Here is a 16,949-nt window from a genome sequence, read left to right as displayed (position 1 = left end):
GCTACCCTGCGCCCAAGGCAACAGCGGAGGCACCATGCGACTGGCGAACAAACGGGTTATCGTGACAGGCGGCGGGTCGGGCTTTGGTGCGGGGATCGCGCGCAAGTTTGCGGCAGAAGGGGCGCACGTCCAGGTGGTCGATATCAATCTGGCCGCGGCTGAAGCCATTGCAACCGAGATCGGCGGTACTGCCTTGGCTTGTGATGTCGCGGACGGTGCGAGCGTCAACGCATTGGCGCACACAGTTCTTGCCGATGGCCCGCTTGATATCCTTGTCAACAATGCAGGCGTTACCCATATGCCCAGCGCACTTGAGGACGTCTCGGAGGAAGATTTCGACCGCGTCTACAACGTCAACATGAAATCGGTGTTTCTGCTGGCGCGCGCCTTTGTTCCGCATTTCAAAGAGCGCAAGGCGGGAGTGATCCTGAATGTCGCCTCTACTGCGGGCATCTCGCCCCGGCCGCGGCTGAATTGGTATAACGCTTCAAAGGGTTGGATGATCACGGCGACCAAGACAATGGCAGTTGAACTGGCCCCCGAAGGCATCCGCGTGAACGCGATCAATCCAGTAGCAGGCGAAACACCCTTGCTGAAATCATTCATGGGAGAGGACACACCCGAAATGCGGGCAAAGTTCCTTGCCACCATCCCGATGGGGCGCTTTTCAACGCCAGAGGATATGGGCAACGCCGCCTGTTTCCTCTGCTCGGACGAAGCCAGCATGATCACAGGCATAGCCATGGAGGTGGACGGTGGGCGATGCATATAAGCGCGGGGCGCGTAATCTGATCACGGATGTGGCCGGGCTAAGGGTCGGCAACGCACAGGATGATCACATCAAGACCGGGACAACAGTGCTGGTCGGCGACGGGCCGTTTACGGCTAGCGTGCATGTCATGGGCGGAGCACCAGGAACCAAAGAAACGGATCTCTTGGCACCGGACAAAACTGTGCAGGAAATCGACGCGCTGGTACTCTCAGGCGGATCAGCCTTTGGTCTGGATGCCTGCTCTGGCGTGATGGACGGGTTGCGCGCGCAGGGTCGCGGCTTTCCCGTTGGCGCAATGCGTATCCCGATTGTACCGGGTGCGATCATCTTTGATCTGATCAACGGCGGGACCAAGGATTGGGATGAAAACCCATACCGCGCGCTGGGACGAAAAGCACTGGAAAGCGCGTCAGAGCATTTCACCTTAGGTACGGCAGGCGCCGGGACAGGCGCCATGGCTGCGATGCAAAAGGGCGGGCTGGGGTCAGCGTCTATGGTGCTGCCCAACGGCGCGTTGGTGGGGGCATTAGTGGTAGTGAATGCGCTGGGCAGTGTCACAACGCCCGGCGATCGGCATTTCTGGGCTGCACCTTTTGAGATGGAACACGAATTCGGCGGCACGGGGCCTGATCCCAGCGGCGGTCACGTGACCTCGGAATCCAGCCGCAAAGAGCAAGCGATGATGCTGCGCGCAGCGGAAGGGGCAAACACGACGATTGCCATCGTGGCAACCGATGCGGACCTGACCAAGACACAATGCCACAGGCTGGCTGTCACCGCGCATGACGGCATGGCGCGGGCGATTGTGCCCTCACACACGCCAATGGATGGGGATCTGGTGTTTGGGGTGGCAACCGGCAACGCTCAGGGCGTGGACAACACCACATTCCGCGAGATCACAGCCGCCGGGGCAACATGCCTCAGTCGGGCCATTGCGCGCGGGGTTTATGAGGCAACCGCAGCAGATGGTGACCTGATCCCTACTTATGGGGCTATGAACTCCGATTGACCGACGGCAAAACTGACACTGCCCACAAAAAACGGGCGCTGGTATGCCCAACGCCCGCCTTCGTTGTTCATGCTTTTTGCGTTAATTCAGCGCCTGATCCGTGATCGCGCTGGTCCATGCACCCACCGGTTCGGCCGAGATCACAGGATCAGACCCGCCTGCCAGCAATGTATCGACCGTGCGCTGATAATCTGCCGGATCAAGCGACCCGTCAGAGCCCGCGGTCAGCTTGGCAATCTCGCCCATCATGCGGATTTGAGCGGCCTCGGACTGTGCACCGGTTTCGTCGTTATCAAGGACGATACCCGCTGCATCTTCGGGGTTTTCCTCGGCCCATTTCCAGCCGCGCATGGAGGCGCGAACAAAGCGGACCATCTTGTCGACAAACACCGGATCCTCAAGGTTCTCTTCCAGCGCGTAGATGCCGTCCTCCAGCGTCGCCACACCTTGATCTTCGTACTTGAAGGTCACCAGTTCATCCTCGGACACACCCGCGTCCAGCACCTGACCGTATTCGTTGTAGGTCATCGTGGAAATGCAGTCCGCCTCGCGGTTCAGCAACGGATCAACGTTGAATCCCTGCTTGAGGACAGTCACGCCGTCTTCGCCACCGTCAGTGCCAATGCCTTCCTGGCTCATCCAGCTGAGGAACGGGTATTCATTGCCAAAGAACCACACGCCAATGGTCTTGCCCCGGAAATCTGCAACCGATTCAATCCCGGTGTCCTTCCAGCAGGTCAGCATCAGGCCGGATGTTTTGAAAGGCTGGGCGATATTGACCACCGGCAGACCCTTTTCGCGAGCAGCCAAGGCAGATGGCATCCAGTTTAGCATCACATCAGCACCACCACCGGCAAGAACCTGCGGCGGGGCGATATCCGGACCGCCGGGCAGGATGGTCACATTCAACCCTTCCTCGTCATAGAATCCCTGATCTAGCGCCACATAGTAGCCCGCAAACTGGGACTGGGTGACCCACTGCAACTGCAGCGTCACATCATTGGCATGGCCATCCGCATGGGCGGCCCCGCCCAAACCTGCAGCCAGTGCCGCCGCCATCATTAACTTCTTCATTCTCTTCTCTCCTTGTTAGTGTTTGCCGTCTTGCTGGGGCTCATCTTTCTATTTGCGTTGCGATGGGTGCCAAAAAGTCACCCGCCCCTCTATCCATGCCATCAGCCCATAAAACGCGCTGCCTGCCAATGCGGCCACGACAATCTCGGCCCAGACCATATCCAGCGCAAGTTGGCCGACGGATGTCGAAATGCGAAAGCCCATGCCCACTGTGGGAGAGCCAAAAAACTCGGCGACAATCGCCCCGATCAACGCCAAAGTGGTCGCGATCTTGAGCCCGTTAAAGATAAACGGCATCGCCGCAGGAAGCCGTAGTTTCAAAAGCGTCGACCAATAACCTGCACCGTAGGTGCGCATCAGATCGCGCTGCATAGAGGTTGTATCACGTAATCCGGCAACTGTGTTCACGAGGATCGGGAAAAACACCATGACGCCGACAACGGCGGCCTTGGATTCCCAATCGCTGCCGAGCCATTTGACGAAGATTGGTGCCGTGCCAACGATGGGCAGGGCCGCCATGAAACCACCCACAGGCAGGATGCCGCGCGTCAAAAAATCAGACCGATCAGCGAGGATTGCGACACCAAACGCAGCTAACGCCCCAAGGATGTACCCTGTCATCGCGCCTTTGATGATCGTCTGCACGAAATCCGCCCAGAGAATCGGAATTTCACCCGCAAAACGGCTCGCTATCGCTGTCGGTGGTGGCAGGATCACCGGGCTAACCTCCAACAGTCGCACCAGCAGTTCCCACATGATGAGTAAAGTCAGGCCGAAGATCGCAGGCACCAAGAGCCGCGCCCAACGTGTCTCGGCCACAGAACTTGTCGCTATTCGCGCGTTCACGAACCACCCTGCGGCCCAAATGGCCAATGCCGATATGATCGCGGTGCCCGTCATGCCGCACGCATCCCCATCCGGCGCAGGGTCCAGCACTCTATCACGCTAAACAAACCTACCAAAGCAGCCGCCGTGATCGCCGCTGCAAACAGCGCCGCCCACGTCACAATCGGCTGCCCATATTGATCGCCTACCAGCATCCGCGCGCCAAAGCCCGCCCGCGCCCCGGTTGGCAGTTCGGCGACAATGGCACCCACCAAAGACGCAGAAATCCCGATCTTCAGCGAGGCAAACAGATAGGGAACCGAAGCAGGCAACCGCAGTTTCCAAAACGCCTGTGCCGGGCTTGCATGATAGGTGCGCAGCAGGTCCAACTGCATGCCGTCCGGGCTGCGCAGACCTTTGACCATGCCAACGACGACAGGAAAGAAACTCAGATACGCACTGATCACCGCCTTGGGCAACAGACCCTGAATGCCAATCGCGCCCAGCATCACAATGATCATCGGCGCGAGCGCCAAAATAGGAATGGTCTGGCTGGCAATGGCCCAGGGCATCACGCTCATATCCATCGCCTTGTTGTAAACAATGCCCACGGCCAGCAAGATGCCCAGCCCCGTGCCGATGGCAAAACCCAACAGGGTCGCGGACAACGTCACCCAGCCATGATAAACCAACGACCGGCGCGATGTGATCTTCTTCAGTGCGATCGTATCCCACATCTCAAGGCCTACCTGATGCGGTGACGGCAAGCGTGGACGGTCCAGCGCATAGGTCATGCCAAACAAATGCGTATTGCGCAGAGCCAGTCCAATCCCGGAATACTCTTGCCGGGCGGCAGGCGTATCAGGCGACACCGCGATATCCTGCCGCTGCGCCAAATCCGCCGTCAAATGCATATTCATCGGCACAACAGAGACGATCCAAAACAACAGGATCGCCCCCACGACAGTCAAAACAGGCAGCAACGACTTCAAACGCTCCCCCTGACTTTCTTCGTCCCGTCAAACTTCCCCCTGAGGGAACCCCTACTCATCCACATGCCCCGCCCTCAGACCATCACGCACCCGGTGCGCTACAGCAATAAACTCTGCACTATCGCGAATATCCAAAGGGCGTTCCTTCGGCAGCGGGCTATCAATCACATCTGTGATCCGGCCCGGACGTGGCGACATGACGACGATCTTGGTCGAAAGATACACGGCTTCGGGGATCGAATGTGTCACAAACCCAATCGTTTTCTCGGTTCGCGCCCAAAGCTGCAACAACTGCTCATTGAGGTGATCGCGCACAATTTCATCCAGCGCCCCAAAGGGTTCGTCCATCAACAGGATATCGGCATCAAAGGCCAACGCACGGGCGATAGACGCCCGCTGCTGCATCCCACCAGACAATTGCCACGGAAACTTCTTCTCAAACCCAGCCAAATCAACAAGGTCGAGCACACGGCCCACCCGCTCATTCTGTTCGGCCTTAGAGAACCCCATAATCTCCAACGGCAGCTTGATATTGCGGCCAATCGTGCGCCACGGGTAAAGGCCAGCGGCCTGAAACACATAGCCATATGCGCGGGCCATCCGCGCCTCTTCTGGGGTCATGCCATTGACAGAAATCTGGCCGCCCGTGGGTGTTTCCAACCCAGCAATACAGCGCAAGAACGTCGTCTTGCCACAGCCCGAAGGGCCGATGAACGAGACAAAGTCACCCTTGTTGATCTCAAGGTTCACGTCCTTGAGGGCATGCACGGGACCATCGTTGGTTTGAAAGGTGAGGTCGAGATTGGAAGCCTCGATTACATTTGAGTGCATGGCAACATTTCTTGTCATATTCCGTCTTCTAGAGCGTCGGCTCTATGCCGCTTGCTTGCATCCCAAATCCTAACACGAGTAGTACCTTCTGATATGCAGGCATGGACAAAAGAAATGCAGCTCCCCAATAGAAAATCTTGTCTGGGTCTTGTACTTTGGCTCCACGAAAAACAGCAACAGCGTAGATCAACGCAGTGGCCATCTGAGCAATAATCAACGTAAGCCAATTCAATTGGTCGCCGCTCAGCGTTTCTTTGAAACCCGGCATGAGAGTGACCGCAAAGATAGCTGGCACTCCCAAAACACATTGCAGACCCATCCAACCCGCCAGATCCATTTTTTTCACGAAAATTGTGTAGAAAAATGTTAACGAAAAAGAGATTGCTAGAATTGTAAGTACCGTTGCCAAAATTGGTAACGCGGGTGAGTTGAGCGAAGCCACTGGTGGGACGAAGAAGTTGATCCCAAATGCAGCGAAACTAAGAACTGCTGCACTGAAGGAAATTGGACTCGATCGCCATTCGCTTGATATAGTCTCTCGAAAGCTAACTTGCATCAAACCCCACTCACCGGAATACCTGTCCGCTCCACAGGCCGTGGTGCCGTCAGTTCTTTCCAAGACGACAACGCCTTGTTCACCGGCGTATTCCCTTCACGCTTCACAAAATTGCCGTGGCCTTCCTGCGTGCGCACTTCGCCATCATGGATCGCCACATGCCCCCGCGTCAGGGTAAAGCGCGGCAGGCCGGTCACTTCTTTGCCCTCAAACACGTTGTAATCAATGGCCGATTGCTGGCTGCCTGCGGTGATCGTCTTGGATTTCTTCGGATCCCAGACCACCAGATCGGCGTCAGCGCCAACCATGATCGCCCCCTTCTTGGGGTAGCAGTTCAAAATCTTGGCAATATTGGTAGAGGTCACAGCGACAAATTCATTTGGCGTCAAACGGCCCGTCTCAACCCCATGGGTCCAAAGCATCGGCATCCGATCCTCAAGGCCCCCGGTCCCATTGGGAATCTTAGAAAAATCGCCGACGCCGGTGCGCTTCTGCTCAGTCGTAAAGGCGCAGTGGTCAGTGGCGACAACGGACAATGACCCCGACTGCAACCCAGCCCAAAGGCTATCCTGATGCTGCTTATTGCGGAATGGCGGCGACATCACGCGACGCGCGGCGTGGTCCCAGTCTTTGTTGAAATACTCTGATTCATCCAGCGTCAGATGCTGGATCAACGGTTCACCCCAAACGCGTTTGCCTTGTTGGCGGGCACGGCGGATCGCCTCATGCGCCTCTTCGCAGGATGTATGCACAACATACAGCGGCACACCCGCCATGTCGGCGATCATGATGGCACGGTTCGTCGCCTCGCCTTCAACCTGAGAAGGGCGCGAATAGGCATGCGCCTCTGGCCCCGTATTGCCTTCGGCGAGCAATTTCGCCGTCATCTCAGCCACAACATCGCCGTTTTCGGCGTGGACCATGGCGATGGCACCCAGTTCGGACAGGCGGTTGAAGGACGAAAACATCTCATCATCATTCACCATCAACGCGCCTTTGTAAGCGAGGAAGTGTTTGAAGGTGTTGATGCCCCGGTCTTTCACGACAGTTTCCATGTCGTTGAACACCTGCTCGCCCCACCAAGTGACCGCCATATGGAAGGAATAGTCGCAGTTGGCACGGGTCGATTTATTGTCCCAGCGCTTGATCGCATCCAGCAGGCCTTCGCCCTGATTGGGCAGGCAGAAATCAACAACCATCGTGGTGCCGCCAGCCAGACCCGCACGGGTACCGCTTTCAAAATCATCGGTGGAGTAGGTGCCCATAAACGGCATTTCCAGATGCACATGCGGGTCGATCCCGCCAGGCATAACGTAGCAACCCGTTGCGTCAAGTTCCTCGTCGCCTTTGAGGTTTGGGCCGATCTCAACAATCGTGCCCCCGTCGATCAGGACATCCGCCTGATAGGTCAGATCATGCGTAACGATGGTGCCGTTTTTGATGACTTTGGTCATTTATCTGTCTCCCTGTCTTCACCCATCCCGGACTTGATCCGGGGCCTCCCATCAATGGCAGGCAGAGGCCCCGGATCAAGTCCGGGGCGGGTATTCTGGGGGGGCATATTCACCCCACAATCTCCGCCGTCTCAACAACCGCATGAAACAGCACATCCGTGCCTGCCGCCGCCCATTCTGGCGATATCTCCTCCGCCTCATTGTGGCTTAACCCGTCCACGCAAGGACACATCACCATCGCGGTCGGATAGATATCGTTAATCCAGCAAGCGTCATGGCCCGCACCCGATACGATATCCATATGGGAATACCCCAACCGCTTTGCCGCATTGCGCACGGCCTTCACGCAGGTTTCGTCAAACGCCGGCGGGTCGAACTGACCCACAATCTCGGCTTCAAACGTTACCTCTATTTCCTCACATAACTTCGGCGCGCGCTCCATCAGATCCGCCACCATAGCGTTCAGCTTGTCCAGCAGATGCGTGCGCATATCGACGGTAAAGACGACCTTACCGGGGATGATGTTGCGGCTGTTGGGGTAGACATCGATATGTCCGATCGCCCCGACCGCGTTAGGCTGGTTCTTCATCGCAATCTCATGCACCAGTTCAGTCACCAGCGCCAAACCACGGCCCGCATTCTTGCGCATATGCATCGGGGTTGATCCGGTGTGGCTTTCCTTGCCAGTCACTGTGCATTCGATCCAGCGCAGGCCTTGGCCGTGGGTGACCACGCCGATGTCCTTGCCCTCAGCCTCCAAAATCGGTCCCTGTTCGATGTGCAGTTCAAAGAACGCATGCATCTTGCGGTTCCCTACTTTCTCTTCGCCCTTCCAGCCAATCCGCTCCAGCTCATCGCCAAAGCGTTTGCCATCCGCATCAACGCGATCATTGGCCCAATCAAGCGTATGTTTGCCCGCAAAAACGCCAGAGGCGAGCATGGCGGGGGCGTAACGTGTGCCTTCCTCATTGGTCCAGTTTGTCACGACAATCGGATGCTTAGTCTTGATATCCAAGTCATTGAGGGTGCGCAGAATTTCCAGGCCACCCAGCACACCCAGCACACCGTCATATTTGCCACCCGTGGGCTGCGTGTCCAGATGCGAGCCCACATAAACCGGCAACGCATTCGGGTCCGTTCCTTCACGTCTGGCAAACATATTGCCGATCTCATCGACACCCATGGTGCAGCCCGCCGCCTCGCACCATTTCTGGAACAAATGGCGGCCTTCACTGTCTTCATCGGTCAAAGTTTGACGGTTGTTCCCGCCCGCAACGCCCGGTCCGATCTTGGCCATTTCCATCAGGCTGTCCCACAGCCGTTCACCGTTGATACGCAGGTTCTCTCCTGGGGCTGGCATGGGTGGCTCCTTCGCTTGCATTTGACCAAATGGTCAAAACAAGGCTAACAGAGGGAAAGCACCAGTCAAGCTTTCCGCGCCGATATCGGGCGGATGTCGGTAAAACTGGCAATACAGGGCGCGCACGCCTAAATTACGCCCGGATTTCCAGCGAAGGATCAGCATGACCAAACCGCCCACCCGTATCCAGCAACGCAACCGTGCTGCAATCCTGTCCGCCGGGTTGGATGTTTTTTCGCAATTCGGGTTTCGCGGCACGACGCTGGATCAAATCGCTGAAACAGCCGGTCTTTCAAAGCCGAACCTGCTTTATTATTTTCCATCAAAAGAGGCGATCCACGCAGCCCTGCTCGAACGGTTGCTGGATACCTGGCTTGACCCATTGAAAGCTCTGGACGGGTCAGGTGATCCGATTGCCGAAATCATGGGCTACGCCCAGCGCAAACTGGCAATGAGCCGGGACTTTCCCCGTGAAAGTCGCCTCTTTGCCAATGAAATTCTGCAAGGTGCGCCTCGGATTGAACGCATTTTGCAGAGTGATCTCAAGGAGCTGGTCGATGAAAAAGCGGCCATCATTCAGGCTTGGGCAGACGCAGGAAAAATCGCCAAGATCGACCCACATCACCTGATTTTCTCAATCTGGGCGCTGACCCAACATTACGCTGATTTTGACGTGCAGGTCCGTGCAGTTCTTGGCGATAAGGCGCCATACGATGGCGCAGCGGTATTTCTTGAGTCGCTCTATGAAAAACTGCTACGGCCTTAAACAGTTCTTTACCAAGCTGTCGGACGTTGAGTTATGCAAATCGTCCACACCGCCACCGTCCGGCACCCCAAAACCAACCCAAGCTGGTGCGCTCGCATCTTTGATGCCAAGGCCGCCCGGACCGGTGGCATTGTGCGCCGGGTCGTGCGTGACGTGGAGCGCGAAATTGGTCGCCCAGCGTTCGTTTCAGAGGTCAGCCGCCGCGGCTTTCACCTGGTGGAATGCGGTGGGCAATTCATTGTCATCTGCAATGCGGGCAAGATGATCGTTCACACCTGAACGCAATAATCTTCGTACGAAGATTATTGCACCGGTCCCAAGAATTTTTGACAAAAATTCTTGCTCCTCACTCCGCAGCGACGGCCCCCGGATTATTCGGGTGCGTCGTCCAGTTGGCATAGTCTTTTTCAACGACCTTACCCGTCCGCGGATCAACCTCACCCGGCACCATAGCTTCCATCGTGATACAGTTCTCGACAGGACAGACATCAACGCAAAGGTTGCAGGCCACACATTCTTCATCAATCACGCTGAAAGTGCGATCCTCTGACATCGCAATCGCCTGATGGCTGGTGTCTTCACAGGCTGCATAGCAGCGCCCGCATTTGATGCAATCATCCTGACTAATCTTGGCCTTGGCGATGTAGTTCAGGTTCAGATACTGCCAATCAGTGACGTTGGGGACGGCGCGACCGACCACCTCTTCGACCGACGTGTAGCCCTTCTCATCCATCCACTGCGACAGCCCGCTGATCATCTCTTGCACAATCTTGAAGCCATAGGTCATGACTGCCGTGCAGACCTGCACATTGCCGCAACCAAGGCTGATGAACTCTGCGGCGTCGCGCCACGTTGTGACACCACCGATCCCGCTGATCGGCAGGCCATGCGTTTCGGAATCGCGCGCAATTTCGGACACCATCGACATCGCGATGGGTTTCACAGCAGGGCCGCAATAGCCACCGTGACTGCCTTTGCCGTCAATCGACGGCTCGGGTGACATGGTGTCGAGGTTCACGGACGTGATCGAATTGATCGTGTTAATCAGGCTCACGGCATCCGCCCCGCCGCGCTTTGCGGCAGCGGCAGGTTTACGCACGTCAGTGATATTCGGCGTCAGCTTCACAATCACCGGCTTATCGTAATACTGCTTGCACCAGCGCGTCACCATTTCGATGTACTCGGGCACTTGGCCCACGGCGGCACCCATACCCCGCTCGCTCATCCCATGCGGGCAGCCAAAGTTCAGCTCAATCCCGTCTGCACCAGTGGCTGCCACGCGGGGGAGGATGTCTTTCCATGCCTGTTCTTCACAAGGCACCATGATCGAAACGATCATCGCGCGATCCGGATAATCGGCCTTCACACGGGTAATTTCTTCGAGGTTTGTTTCCAGCGGGCGATCTGTGATCAATTCAATATTGTTGAGGCCCAGTAGCCGCCGATCCGCGCCGTAAATCGCGCCATAGCGCGGACCATTGACGTTGACGACTGGTGGCCCTTCGGCGCCCAGTGTTTTCCAAACGACACCGCCCCATCCCGCCTCAAACGCGCGACGGACGTTGTATTCTTTGTCCGTTGGAGGGGCCGAAGCCAGCCAGAACGGATTGGGGGATTTGATCCCCAGAAAGTCAGTCGTCAGATCAGCCATTGTTACGCGCCCTCCATCAAGGTTGCATGAATATCCATCGCCGCGTCGCGGCCTTCAGCCACCGCAGTCACAGTCAAGTCGTCGCCGCCACTGGCGCAATCCCCACCGGCCCACACGCCGGCAAGGCTTGTCCGACCAGCGCCCGTCACCGCAATTTTGGACCCTTCGAGCTCTAGATCACCATCGGTCGTCAACGTCTGGCCAATGGCTTTGAACACTTGGTCCGCAGCCAAGCGGATAGTTTCACCAGTGCCTTTCAGACCGCTGCCATCGTCAGCAGTATACTCCAATTCAATCTCGCGCACTGCACCGTTGCCATGAATGGCAACAAGTTGGGCGTTGAACATCAGGCGGACCCCTTTTGAGGCGGCGAGGTCTTGTTCGTAACCGCTCGCGCTCATCCGGTCGCGGCCACGGCGATAGGCGATGGTGACGTTCTGTGCGCCCAACAGCTTAGATTGCACAGCGACGTCTACTGCGGTCATGCCGCCGCCAATAACGACAACATCACGACCAACGGGCAACGCAGCTAAATCGCTAGCTTGCCGTAGCTCTTTTATGAATGCGACCGCATCGCGCACGCCTTCCTTGTCTTCGCCATCGTTGCGCAGCGCGTTCACACCACCCAACCCAACGGCCAAGAAAACGGCCGGAAAGCAACCAACCAAATCATCCATCTTAAGGTCGTCGCCCAACCGCATACCAGTCTTGATGGTGATGCCGCCAATGCCCATCAGCCAATCAACCTCGCGCGCCGCGAAATCATCGGTAGACTTGTAGGCGGCGATGCCAAATTCATTCAGACCGCCAGCTTTCGCCTCAGCATCGTATACCGTCACCTCGTGGCCGTGCATCGCCAAACGATGCGCGCAGGCGAGGCCCGCTGGCCCAGCACCAACAACGGCAACCTTCTTGCCGGTCTCGGGCGCTCGCTCGTAGGGGTGGCTTTGCTTCGCCATCAGGGTGTCGGTTGCATGGCGCTGCAAGCGGCCAATCTCAACCGGTTTGCCTTCGGCCATCTCACGCACACAGGCTTGCTCGCACAGATCTTCGGTCGGACACACGCGGGCGCACATGCCGCCAAGGATGTTCTGATCAAAGATTGTTTTGGCCGCCGCCTCGGGCGTGCCGGTGCTGATCTGGCGGATAAACAGCGGAATATCGATGTCCGTGGGGCAGGCTGTCACACAGGGCGCATCATGGCAAAAGTAGCAGCGGTCGGCGGCAACGGCGGCCTCATGCGGGGCAAAGGCCGCATGCAGATCGTCGAAATTCTCGGCCAATGTTTCGGTGGGCAAACGTGCCTTGGCGATGCCGGGCGTCATGGGTGTGGACATGGCTGCTTCCTGTCGTGGCTTGTCACCTACAGCCTGCCACAGTTTCATTTTTTATCAAATGGTAAATTTTTAGCAATGCGTGAAAGGCAAGGCTTCGCGCCCGACGCAAGGCATTGGAGCCTCCGGCGGAGATATTTTTGAACAAAAGAATGAAGGGCTTAGCCTACAAATGGAACGGTTCGGTTGTGACGCGCCTGCCCAAGGTCAATGCATCCGCTACATGTACCATCGGCATCAGATCAACGTCGGATGTCCCGGATTTCACCAGTTCTGCCATGCGTGCGTAAAGCGATGGGTATTCGCCAAGGCCTCCAACCAGCACGTCCGCACCTACGATTTGCAGCCGCGAACCACCATCGATCAGCCCCAGCTGTCCGGCGGTTGTTTCAACCGTGATGTCCCAACTTTGCGGGCCTTCCTGACGCCAGTCGAAATCGCCCGTCACATCGCCTGACCACTGCATTCGTGCCGCAATTGGGGTGTCGCAGTTTTCAGGAAACAGCAACTCTGCCGATTGCAGATGCATCGGCTGTGGCAGGATCTCGGTGATGATCGACAACGCATTGATGCCCGGATCAAAGACCCCCATCCCACCGGGTTCAAAGACCCAGTTCTGGCCGGGATGCCAACGGCGCACGTCTTCTTTCCAGTTGATATGCGCCCCGGTGATGGTCTTATCTGCCAGCCACGCTTTGGCTGGTGCGACCCCATCGGCCATGCGGCTGTGCCAGGTCGTGTAGAGCGTCACGCCAGCGTCTTTGGCCATACCGACCAGCGCATGCACCTCGGCCATTGTCGCACCGGGCGGTTTCTCCAGCATGACGTGCCGCCCTGCGGCAATCGCCTTGGCCGCATAGAGATAGCGCGGCACCGGCGGCAGACAAAGCGAGACAACGGGAATGTCTGGCCGTTCGGCCAACATCTGATCAAAGTCGGTGAAGGCTTGCACCCCATCCACCGTCCCAGCTCTGCTGACCGTTGCCGCCAGTTCCCAATCATCGCTACCGTTAATGGCGGGCACGTGTTGGTCAACGGCGATCTTGCCGATCCCCACCAGACAAATCGCTGTCATCAGTGCGCTTCCTTGCCAACCGCATTGCCACGATGCCCAACGAGGAAATCAAAATCTGCTCCGGTGTCTGCCCCCATGACACGGTCATGGTAGAGCATCGCATAACCGCTTTCGGGCCGTGGGTTTGCACCCGAATTCTCAGCCGACCATTTCGCCAGACGTGCGGTGAGTTCCTCATCCGAGATATCCAAGTGCAGGCGGCGACCTTCGACGTCCAGCTCAATCATGTCGCCGGATTGCACAACAGCGAGCGGGCCGCCACGCGCGGCCTCGGGCGAGGTATGCAGCACAACCGTGCCAAACGCCGTTCCCGACATGCGCGCATCAGAAATGCGCACCATGTCGGTGATCCCTTTTTTCAAGATCTTCGGCGGTAGGCCCATGTTCCCGACTTCGGCCATGCCCGGATAACCACGCGGGCCGCAATTTTTCAGAACCATCACGCAGGTCTCATCGATATCAAGATCGTCGTCATTGATGCGCGCTTTGTAGTCGTCGATGTCTTCAAACACCACGGCACGGCCCCGGTGCTGCATCAATTCCGGCGTTGCGGCCGAAGGTTTCAGCACCGCGCCACCGGGGGCAAGATTACCGCGCAGCACAGCAATACCGCCCGATTTGGTCAGCGCCTTTTCAACCGGCAGGATCACGTCCTCATTCCAGTTTTTGACGTGCTTGACCTCGTCCCACATCGACCCGCCAGAGACGGTGAGCGCATCTTTGTGCAGCAGACCCGCCTCACCCAGCCGTTTGATCACGACGGGCAAACCGCCAGCATAGAAGAATTCCTCCATCAGGTATTTGCCCGATGGCATCAGGTTCAGAATCGTTGGCACGTCGCGACCCAGCCGGTCCCAGTCGTCCAGCGTCAATTCAACATTGGCCAATCGACCCGCCATGGCGAGCAGATGCACAACGGCGTTGGTCGATCCGCCGATTGCGGCATTGGTGCGGATCGCGTTTTCAAACGCGTCCTTGGTCATCACGTCTGACGGTTTCAGGTCATCCTTGACCATCTGCACGATGCGGCGACCAGTGATATGGGCCATAACACGACGGCGGCTATCAACAGCAGGGATTGCGGCGTTGCCAGACAAAGCCATGCCCAGCGCCTCGGCCATGGAGGCCATCGTACTGGCGGTGCCCATCGTGTTGCAGGAGCCAGCAGAGCGCGACATCGACGCCTCGGCTTCGACGAATTCCTCTGGTGTCATTTCACCCGCGCGAACCGCTTCCGAGAATTTCCACAGATGGGTGCCTGACCCCACACGCTCTCCCCGGAACTGCCCGTTCAGCATTGGACCACCAGAGACAACGATCGCAGGCAGATCAACCGAGGCGGCGCCCATCAGAAGCGCAGGCGTGGTCTTGTCACAGCCAGCCAGCAAGACAACACCGTCCATCGACATCCCGCGAATGGCCTCTTCTACATCCATCGCACAAAGGTTGCGATACATCATCGCTGTAGGTCTCAGGCTCGATTCAGCCGGTGAAAACACGGGGAATTCCACAGGAAAACCACCCGCTTCATAAATTCCGAATTTCACCTTCTCGGCCAGATCACGCAGGTGGGCATTGCAAGGAGTCAGTTCGGACCAAGTGTTGCAGATGCCCACAACTGGGCGGCCATCCAGCAGATCGGCAGGCAAGCCTTGGTTCTTCATCCAGGAGCGGTGATAGATCGCATCCTTGGACGTACCACCGAACCATTCCTGCGAACGCAGTTTGCGGGGCCACTTGGCGGGCTTGAATGCCATATTCGGACTTCCTTTGATGGGGTTGTTGCGCCATCAATACCCCGTGCCGGAAACAAATCCAAGGAGCCGCCATGAACAGCCATACACAAAACATGACCCATTGGACCGAGCGGGTTGATTTGGCCGCAGCTTTCCGCTGGACTGCGCGGCTGAACCTGCACGAAGCGGTGGCGAACCACTTTAGCGTTGCCATCAATGATGATGGCACAAAGTTCCTGATGAACCCCAATCAGATGCATTTCGCCCGAATCAAAGCTAGCGACATGATCACGGTGGATGCCAATGATCCCGACACGCTCAGCGGGCCGAACGCGCCTGATCCGACGGCCTGGGGGCTGCACGGCGGTATCCACCGTTTAGTGCCGCACGCGCGCTGCGCGATGCATGTGCATTCGATCCACGCCACCGTGCTAGCCTCGCTCAAGGACAGCCGCCTGCCGCCGATCGACCAAAACTGCGCGACGTTCTTCAATCGCTATGTCATTGATAACAGTTATGGCGGGCTCGCGTTTGAGGAAGAAGGTGTACGCTGTGCGGCTCTCTTCAACGATCCGAAAAAGCGCGTGATGATCATGGGCAATCACGGTGTGCTGGTCATTGGCGCGACCGTAGCCGAGACCTTCAACCGGATGTACTATTTTGAACGCGCCTGCGAGACCTACATTCGCGCCTTGCAAACCGGTATGGAATTGCGCGTGTTGTCCGACGAAGTAGCAGAGAAGACAGCGCTGGAATTGGAGGAATATCCCGATCAGGACATCCGACATCTGGCAGAGCTTAAGACACTTCTTGATGCGGAAGGTTCTGACTACGCCAGTTGACCCTGCCAAAGCATATGCTGGATGACGGCTAGATCACGCCTTACGAAAGATCACCAGCCGCGCCATGTCATCGCTGTGCGCATCATCCGCGCGATCATCATAGATGCGCACGTCACGGGTGCAGCGGTCCGTGATCCGGTCACCAAGCTCTGCGAAAGCCGCTTCAAAACCAGCCGAGGCATAATGCGCGGCATTCACCGAGATCACAAACAAGGCCCCGGTTGCCGCGACCTTCAACAGGTGGCCCAGTGCATCGGGACCAACATGGCCCAAGGTGAACGTCCCCGCGCTGACGACACCCTGATACGGCCCATCAAGCCCTGTCAGCGGCTGTGTGACGTCGCAAGCGCTCAGCCCGCGATAATCGCCCTTGAGACGAGCTAGTTCCAGCATCTCCTCGGACAGATCGATCCCGTCTATCGGGGTGGCCTTCATCCGGTGCAGGAAAGTGCCGACAAGGCCTGTTCCGGCCCCTACATCCAGCACCGGCCCCTGACCGCCTGCCCCAATAAATGCCGTCGCCACCTCACGCGGGAGCTGATAGCCCTGCCCTTCGCCAAAGCCCACATCATAGCTATGCGACCACGTCCGATAGAGCGCTTTCACCTCATCAGGCGAGGTCATCGCATAGGCCTCATCAATGTCCGGATTCTTCCCCATGCGAAAACCTTA

The 16,949-nt window shown here is 57.4% G+C and carries 17 protein-coding genes; 5 read left to right on the top strand and 12 right to left on the bottom strand.

What is annotated here, in order from left to right:
* Positions 1–34: 34 nt before the first annotated feature.
* Positions 35–772, top strand: coding sequence for a glucose 1-dehydrogenase (locus tag DHN10_RS03975; protein WP_108813974.1), 738 nt, complete (start codon positions 35–37; stop codon positions 770–772).
* Complete coding sequence (locus DHN10_RS03970; protein WP_108813973.1) at positions 756–1,781, top strand: P1 family peptidase; 1,026 nt, start codon at positions 756–758, stop codon at positions 1,779–1,781. The genes DHN10_RS03975 and DHN10_RS03970 overlap by 17 nt, the downstream gene beginning before the upstream one ends.
* 81 nt (positions 1,782–1,862) lie before the next feature.
* Here DHN10_RS03970 and DHN10_RS03965 read toward each other — a convergent pair whose 3' ends face one another.
* From DHN10_RS03965 to DHN10_RS03935, 7 genes are all read right to left on the bottom strand, one after another.
* Positions 1,863–2,855, bottom strand: a complete 993-nt coding sequence (locus DHN10_RS03965) for an ABC transporter substrate-binding protein (RefSeq protein WP_108813972.1) — start codon at positions 2,853–2,855, stop codon at positions 1,863–1,865.
* Positions 2,856–2,903: 48 nt separating this feature from the next.
* A complete protein-coding gene (locus DHN10_RS03960) occupies positions 2,904–3,755 on the bottom strand; it encodes an ABC transporter permease (protein WP_108814495.1) in 852 nt (283 codons plus the stop codon).
* Positions 3,752–4,672, bottom strand: coding sequence for an ABC transporter permease (locus tag DHN10_RS03955; protein WP_108813971.1), 921 nt, complete (start codon positions 4,670–4,672; stop codon positions 3,752–3,754). The genes DHN10_RS03960 and DHN10_RS03955 overlap by 4 nt, the downstream gene beginning before the upstream one ends.
* A gap of 51 nt (positions 4,673–4,723) precedes the next feature.
* Entirely contained in the window at positions 4,724–5,503 is a 780-nt protein-coding gene (locus tag DHN10_RS03950; protein ID WP_234417000.1) for an ABC transporter ATP-binding protein, read from the bottom strand.
* A 28-nt stretch (positions 5,504–5,531) separates the two neighbouring features.
* Positions 5,532–6,122 carry a hypothetical protein gene (locus DHN10_RS03945; RefSeq protein ID WP_234416998.1) on the bottom strand — a complete coding sequence of 197 codons (591 nt, stop codon included), beginning with the start codon at positions 6,120–6,122 and terminating at the stop codon, positions 5,532–5,534.
* Complete coding sequence (gene hydA, locus DHN10_RS03940; protein WP_108813968.1) at positions 6,059–7,513, bottom strand: dihydropyrimidinase; 1,455 nt, start codon at positions 7,511–7,513, stop codon at positions 6,059–6,061. Before hydA ends, DHN10_RS03945 begins: the two co-directional genes overlap by 64 nt.
* A 109-nt stretch (positions 7,514–7,622) precedes the next feature.
* Entirely contained in the window at positions 7,623–8,873 is a 1,251-nt protein-coding gene (locus DHN10_RS03935; protein ID WP_108813967.1) for a Zn-dependent hydrolase, read from the bottom strand.
* Positions 8,874–9,036: 163 nt separating this feature from the next.
* Here DHN10_RS03935 and DHN10_RS03930 point away from each other — a divergent pair, with 163 nt between their 5' ends.
* Both DHN10_RS03930 and DHN10_RS03925 read left to right on the top strand, forming a co-directional pair.
* Positions 9,037–9,639, top strand: a complete 603-nt coding sequence (locus tag DHN10_RS03930; protein WP_199910631.1) for a TetR family transcriptional regulator C-terminal domain-containing protein — start codon at positions 9,037–9,039, stop codon at positions 9,637–9,639.
* Positions 9,640–9,672: 33 nt separating this feature from the next.
* Positions 9,673–9,918 carry a hypothetical protein gene (locus tag DHN10_RS03925; protein ID WP_199910630.1) on the top strand — a complete coding sequence of 82 codons (246 nt, stop codon included), beginning with the start codon at positions 9,673–9,675 and terminating at the stop codon, positions 9,916–9,918.
* 67 nt (positions 9,919–9,985) lie between these two features.
* Here the strand turns inward: DHN10_RS03925 and preA are convergent, their stop codons facing one another.
* The 4 genes from preA to araD all read right to left on the bottom strand — a co-directional run bounded on the left by preA (position 9,986) and on the right by araD (position 15,456).
* Positions 9,986–11,290, bottom strand: coding sequence for an NAD-dependent dihydropyrimidine dehydrogenase subunit PreA (preA, locus tag DHN10_RS03920; RefSeq protein WP_108813965.1), 1,305 nt, complete (start codon positions 11,288–11,290; stop codon positions 9,986–9,988).
* A gap of 2 nt (positions 11,291–11,292) precedes the next feature.
* Positions 11,293–12,627: an NAD(P)-dependent oxidoreductase gene (locus DHN10_RS03915; RefSeq protein WP_108814493.1), complete on the bottom strand. Its 1,335-nt coding sequence runs from the start codon at positions 12,625–12,627 to the stop codon at positions 11,293–11,295.
* Positions 12,628–12,790: 163 nt separating this feature from the next.
* Positions 12,791–13,699: a Gfo/Idh/MocA family protein gene (locus DHN10_RS03910; RefSeq protein ID WP_108813964.1), complete on the bottom strand. Its 909-nt coding sequence runs from the start codon at positions 13,697–13,699 to the stop codon at positions 12,791–12,793.
* Entirely contained in the window at positions 13,699–15,456 is a 1,758-nt protein-coding gene (araD, locus tag DHN10_RS03905; protein WP_108813963.1) for an L-arabinonate dehydratase, read from the bottom strand. The genes DHN10_RS03910 and araD overlap by 1 nt, the downstream gene beginning before the upstream one ends.
* Before the next feature lie 71 nt (positions 15,457–15,527).
* Between araD and DHN10_RS03900 the strand changes: the two genes are divergently transcribed.
* Complete coding sequence (locus tag DHN10_RS03900; protein WP_108813962.1) at positions 15,528–16,277, top strand: class II aldolase and adducin N-terminal domain-containing protein; 750 nt, start codon at positions 15,528–15,530, stop codon at positions 16,275–16,277.
* A 33-nt stretch (positions 16,278–16,310) separates the two neighbouring features.
* On the opposite strand, the gene DHN10_RS03895 is transcribed toward DHN10_RS03900, so the two are convergent.
* A complete protein-coding gene (locus DHN10_RS03895; RefSeq protein ID WP_108813961.1) occupies positions 16,311–16,937 on the bottom strand; it encodes a class I SAM-dependent DNA methyltransferase in 627 nt (208 codons plus the stop codon).
* Positions 16,938–16,949 lie beyond the last annotated feature (12 nt).

It is taken from the genome of Loktanella sp. Alg231-35, assembly GCF_900143545.1.
Lineage (GTDB): Bacteria > Pseudomonadota > Alphaproteobacteria > Rhodobacterales > Rhodobacteraceae > Yoonia.
Note: the sequence above shows the minus strand (reverse complement) of the source record. Positions and strands in the feature narration are given on the sequence as shown.

Excerpts from the sequence above, each read along its gene's own strand:
- DHN10_RS03975 (WP_108813974.1), top strand. The coding sequence starts at position 35 with ATGCGACTGGCGAACAAACGGGTTATCGTGACAGGCGGCGGGTCGGGC.
- DHN10_RS03965 (WP_108813972.1), bottom strand. The coding sequence starts at position 2,855 with ATGAAGAAGTTAATGATGGCGGCGGCACTGGCTGCAGGTTTGGGCGGG.
- DHN10_RS03960 (WP_108814495.1), bottom strand. The coding sequence starts at position 3,755 with ATGACGGGCACCGCGATCATATCGGCATTGGCCATTTGGGCCGCAGGG.
- DHN10_RS03950 (WP_234417000.1), bottom strand. The coding sequence starts at position 5,503 with ATGCACTCAAATGTAATCGAGGCTTCCAATCTCGACCTCACCTTTCAA.
- hydA (WP_108813968.1), bottom strand. The coding sequence starts at position 7,513 with ATGACCAAAGTCATCAAAAACGGCACCATCGTTACGCATGATCTGACC.
- DHN10_RS03935 (WP_108813967.1), bottom strand. The coding sequence starts at position 8,873 with ATGCCAGCCCCAGGAGAGAACCTGCGTATCAACGGTGAACGGCTGTGG.
- DHN10_RS03930 (WP_199910631.1), top strand. The coding sequence starts at position 9,037 with ATGACCAAACCGCCCACCCGTATCCAGCAACGCAACCGTGCTGCAATC.
- DHN10_RS03925 (WP_199910630.1), top strand. The coding sequence starts at position 9,673 with ATGCAAATCGTCCACACCGCCACCGTCCGGCACCCCAAAACCAACCCA.
- preA (WP_108813965.1), bottom strand. The coding sequence starts at position 11,290 with ATGGCTGATCTGACGACTGACTTTCTGGGGATCAAATCCCCCAATCCG.
- DHN10_RS03915 (WP_108814493.1), bottom strand. The coding sequence starts at position 12,627 with ATGTCCACACCCATGACGCCCGGCATCGCCAAGGCACGTTTGCCCACC.
- DHN10_RS03910 (WP_108813964.1), bottom strand. The coding sequence starts at position 13,699 with ATGACAGCGATTTGTCTGGTGGGGATCGGCAAGATCGCCGTTGACCAA.
- araD (WP_108813963.1), bottom strand. The coding sequence starts at position 15,456 with ATGGCATTCAAGCCCGCCAAGTGGCCCCGCAAACTGCGTTCGCAGGAA.
- DHN10_RS03900 (WP_108813962.1), top strand. The coding sequence starts at position 15,528 with ATGAACAGCCATACACAAAACATGACCCATTGGACCGAGCGGGTTGAT.
- DHN10_RS03895 (WP_108813961.1), bottom strand. The coding sequence starts at position 16,937 with ATGGGGAAGAATCCGGACATTGATGAGGCCTATGCGATGACCTCGCCT.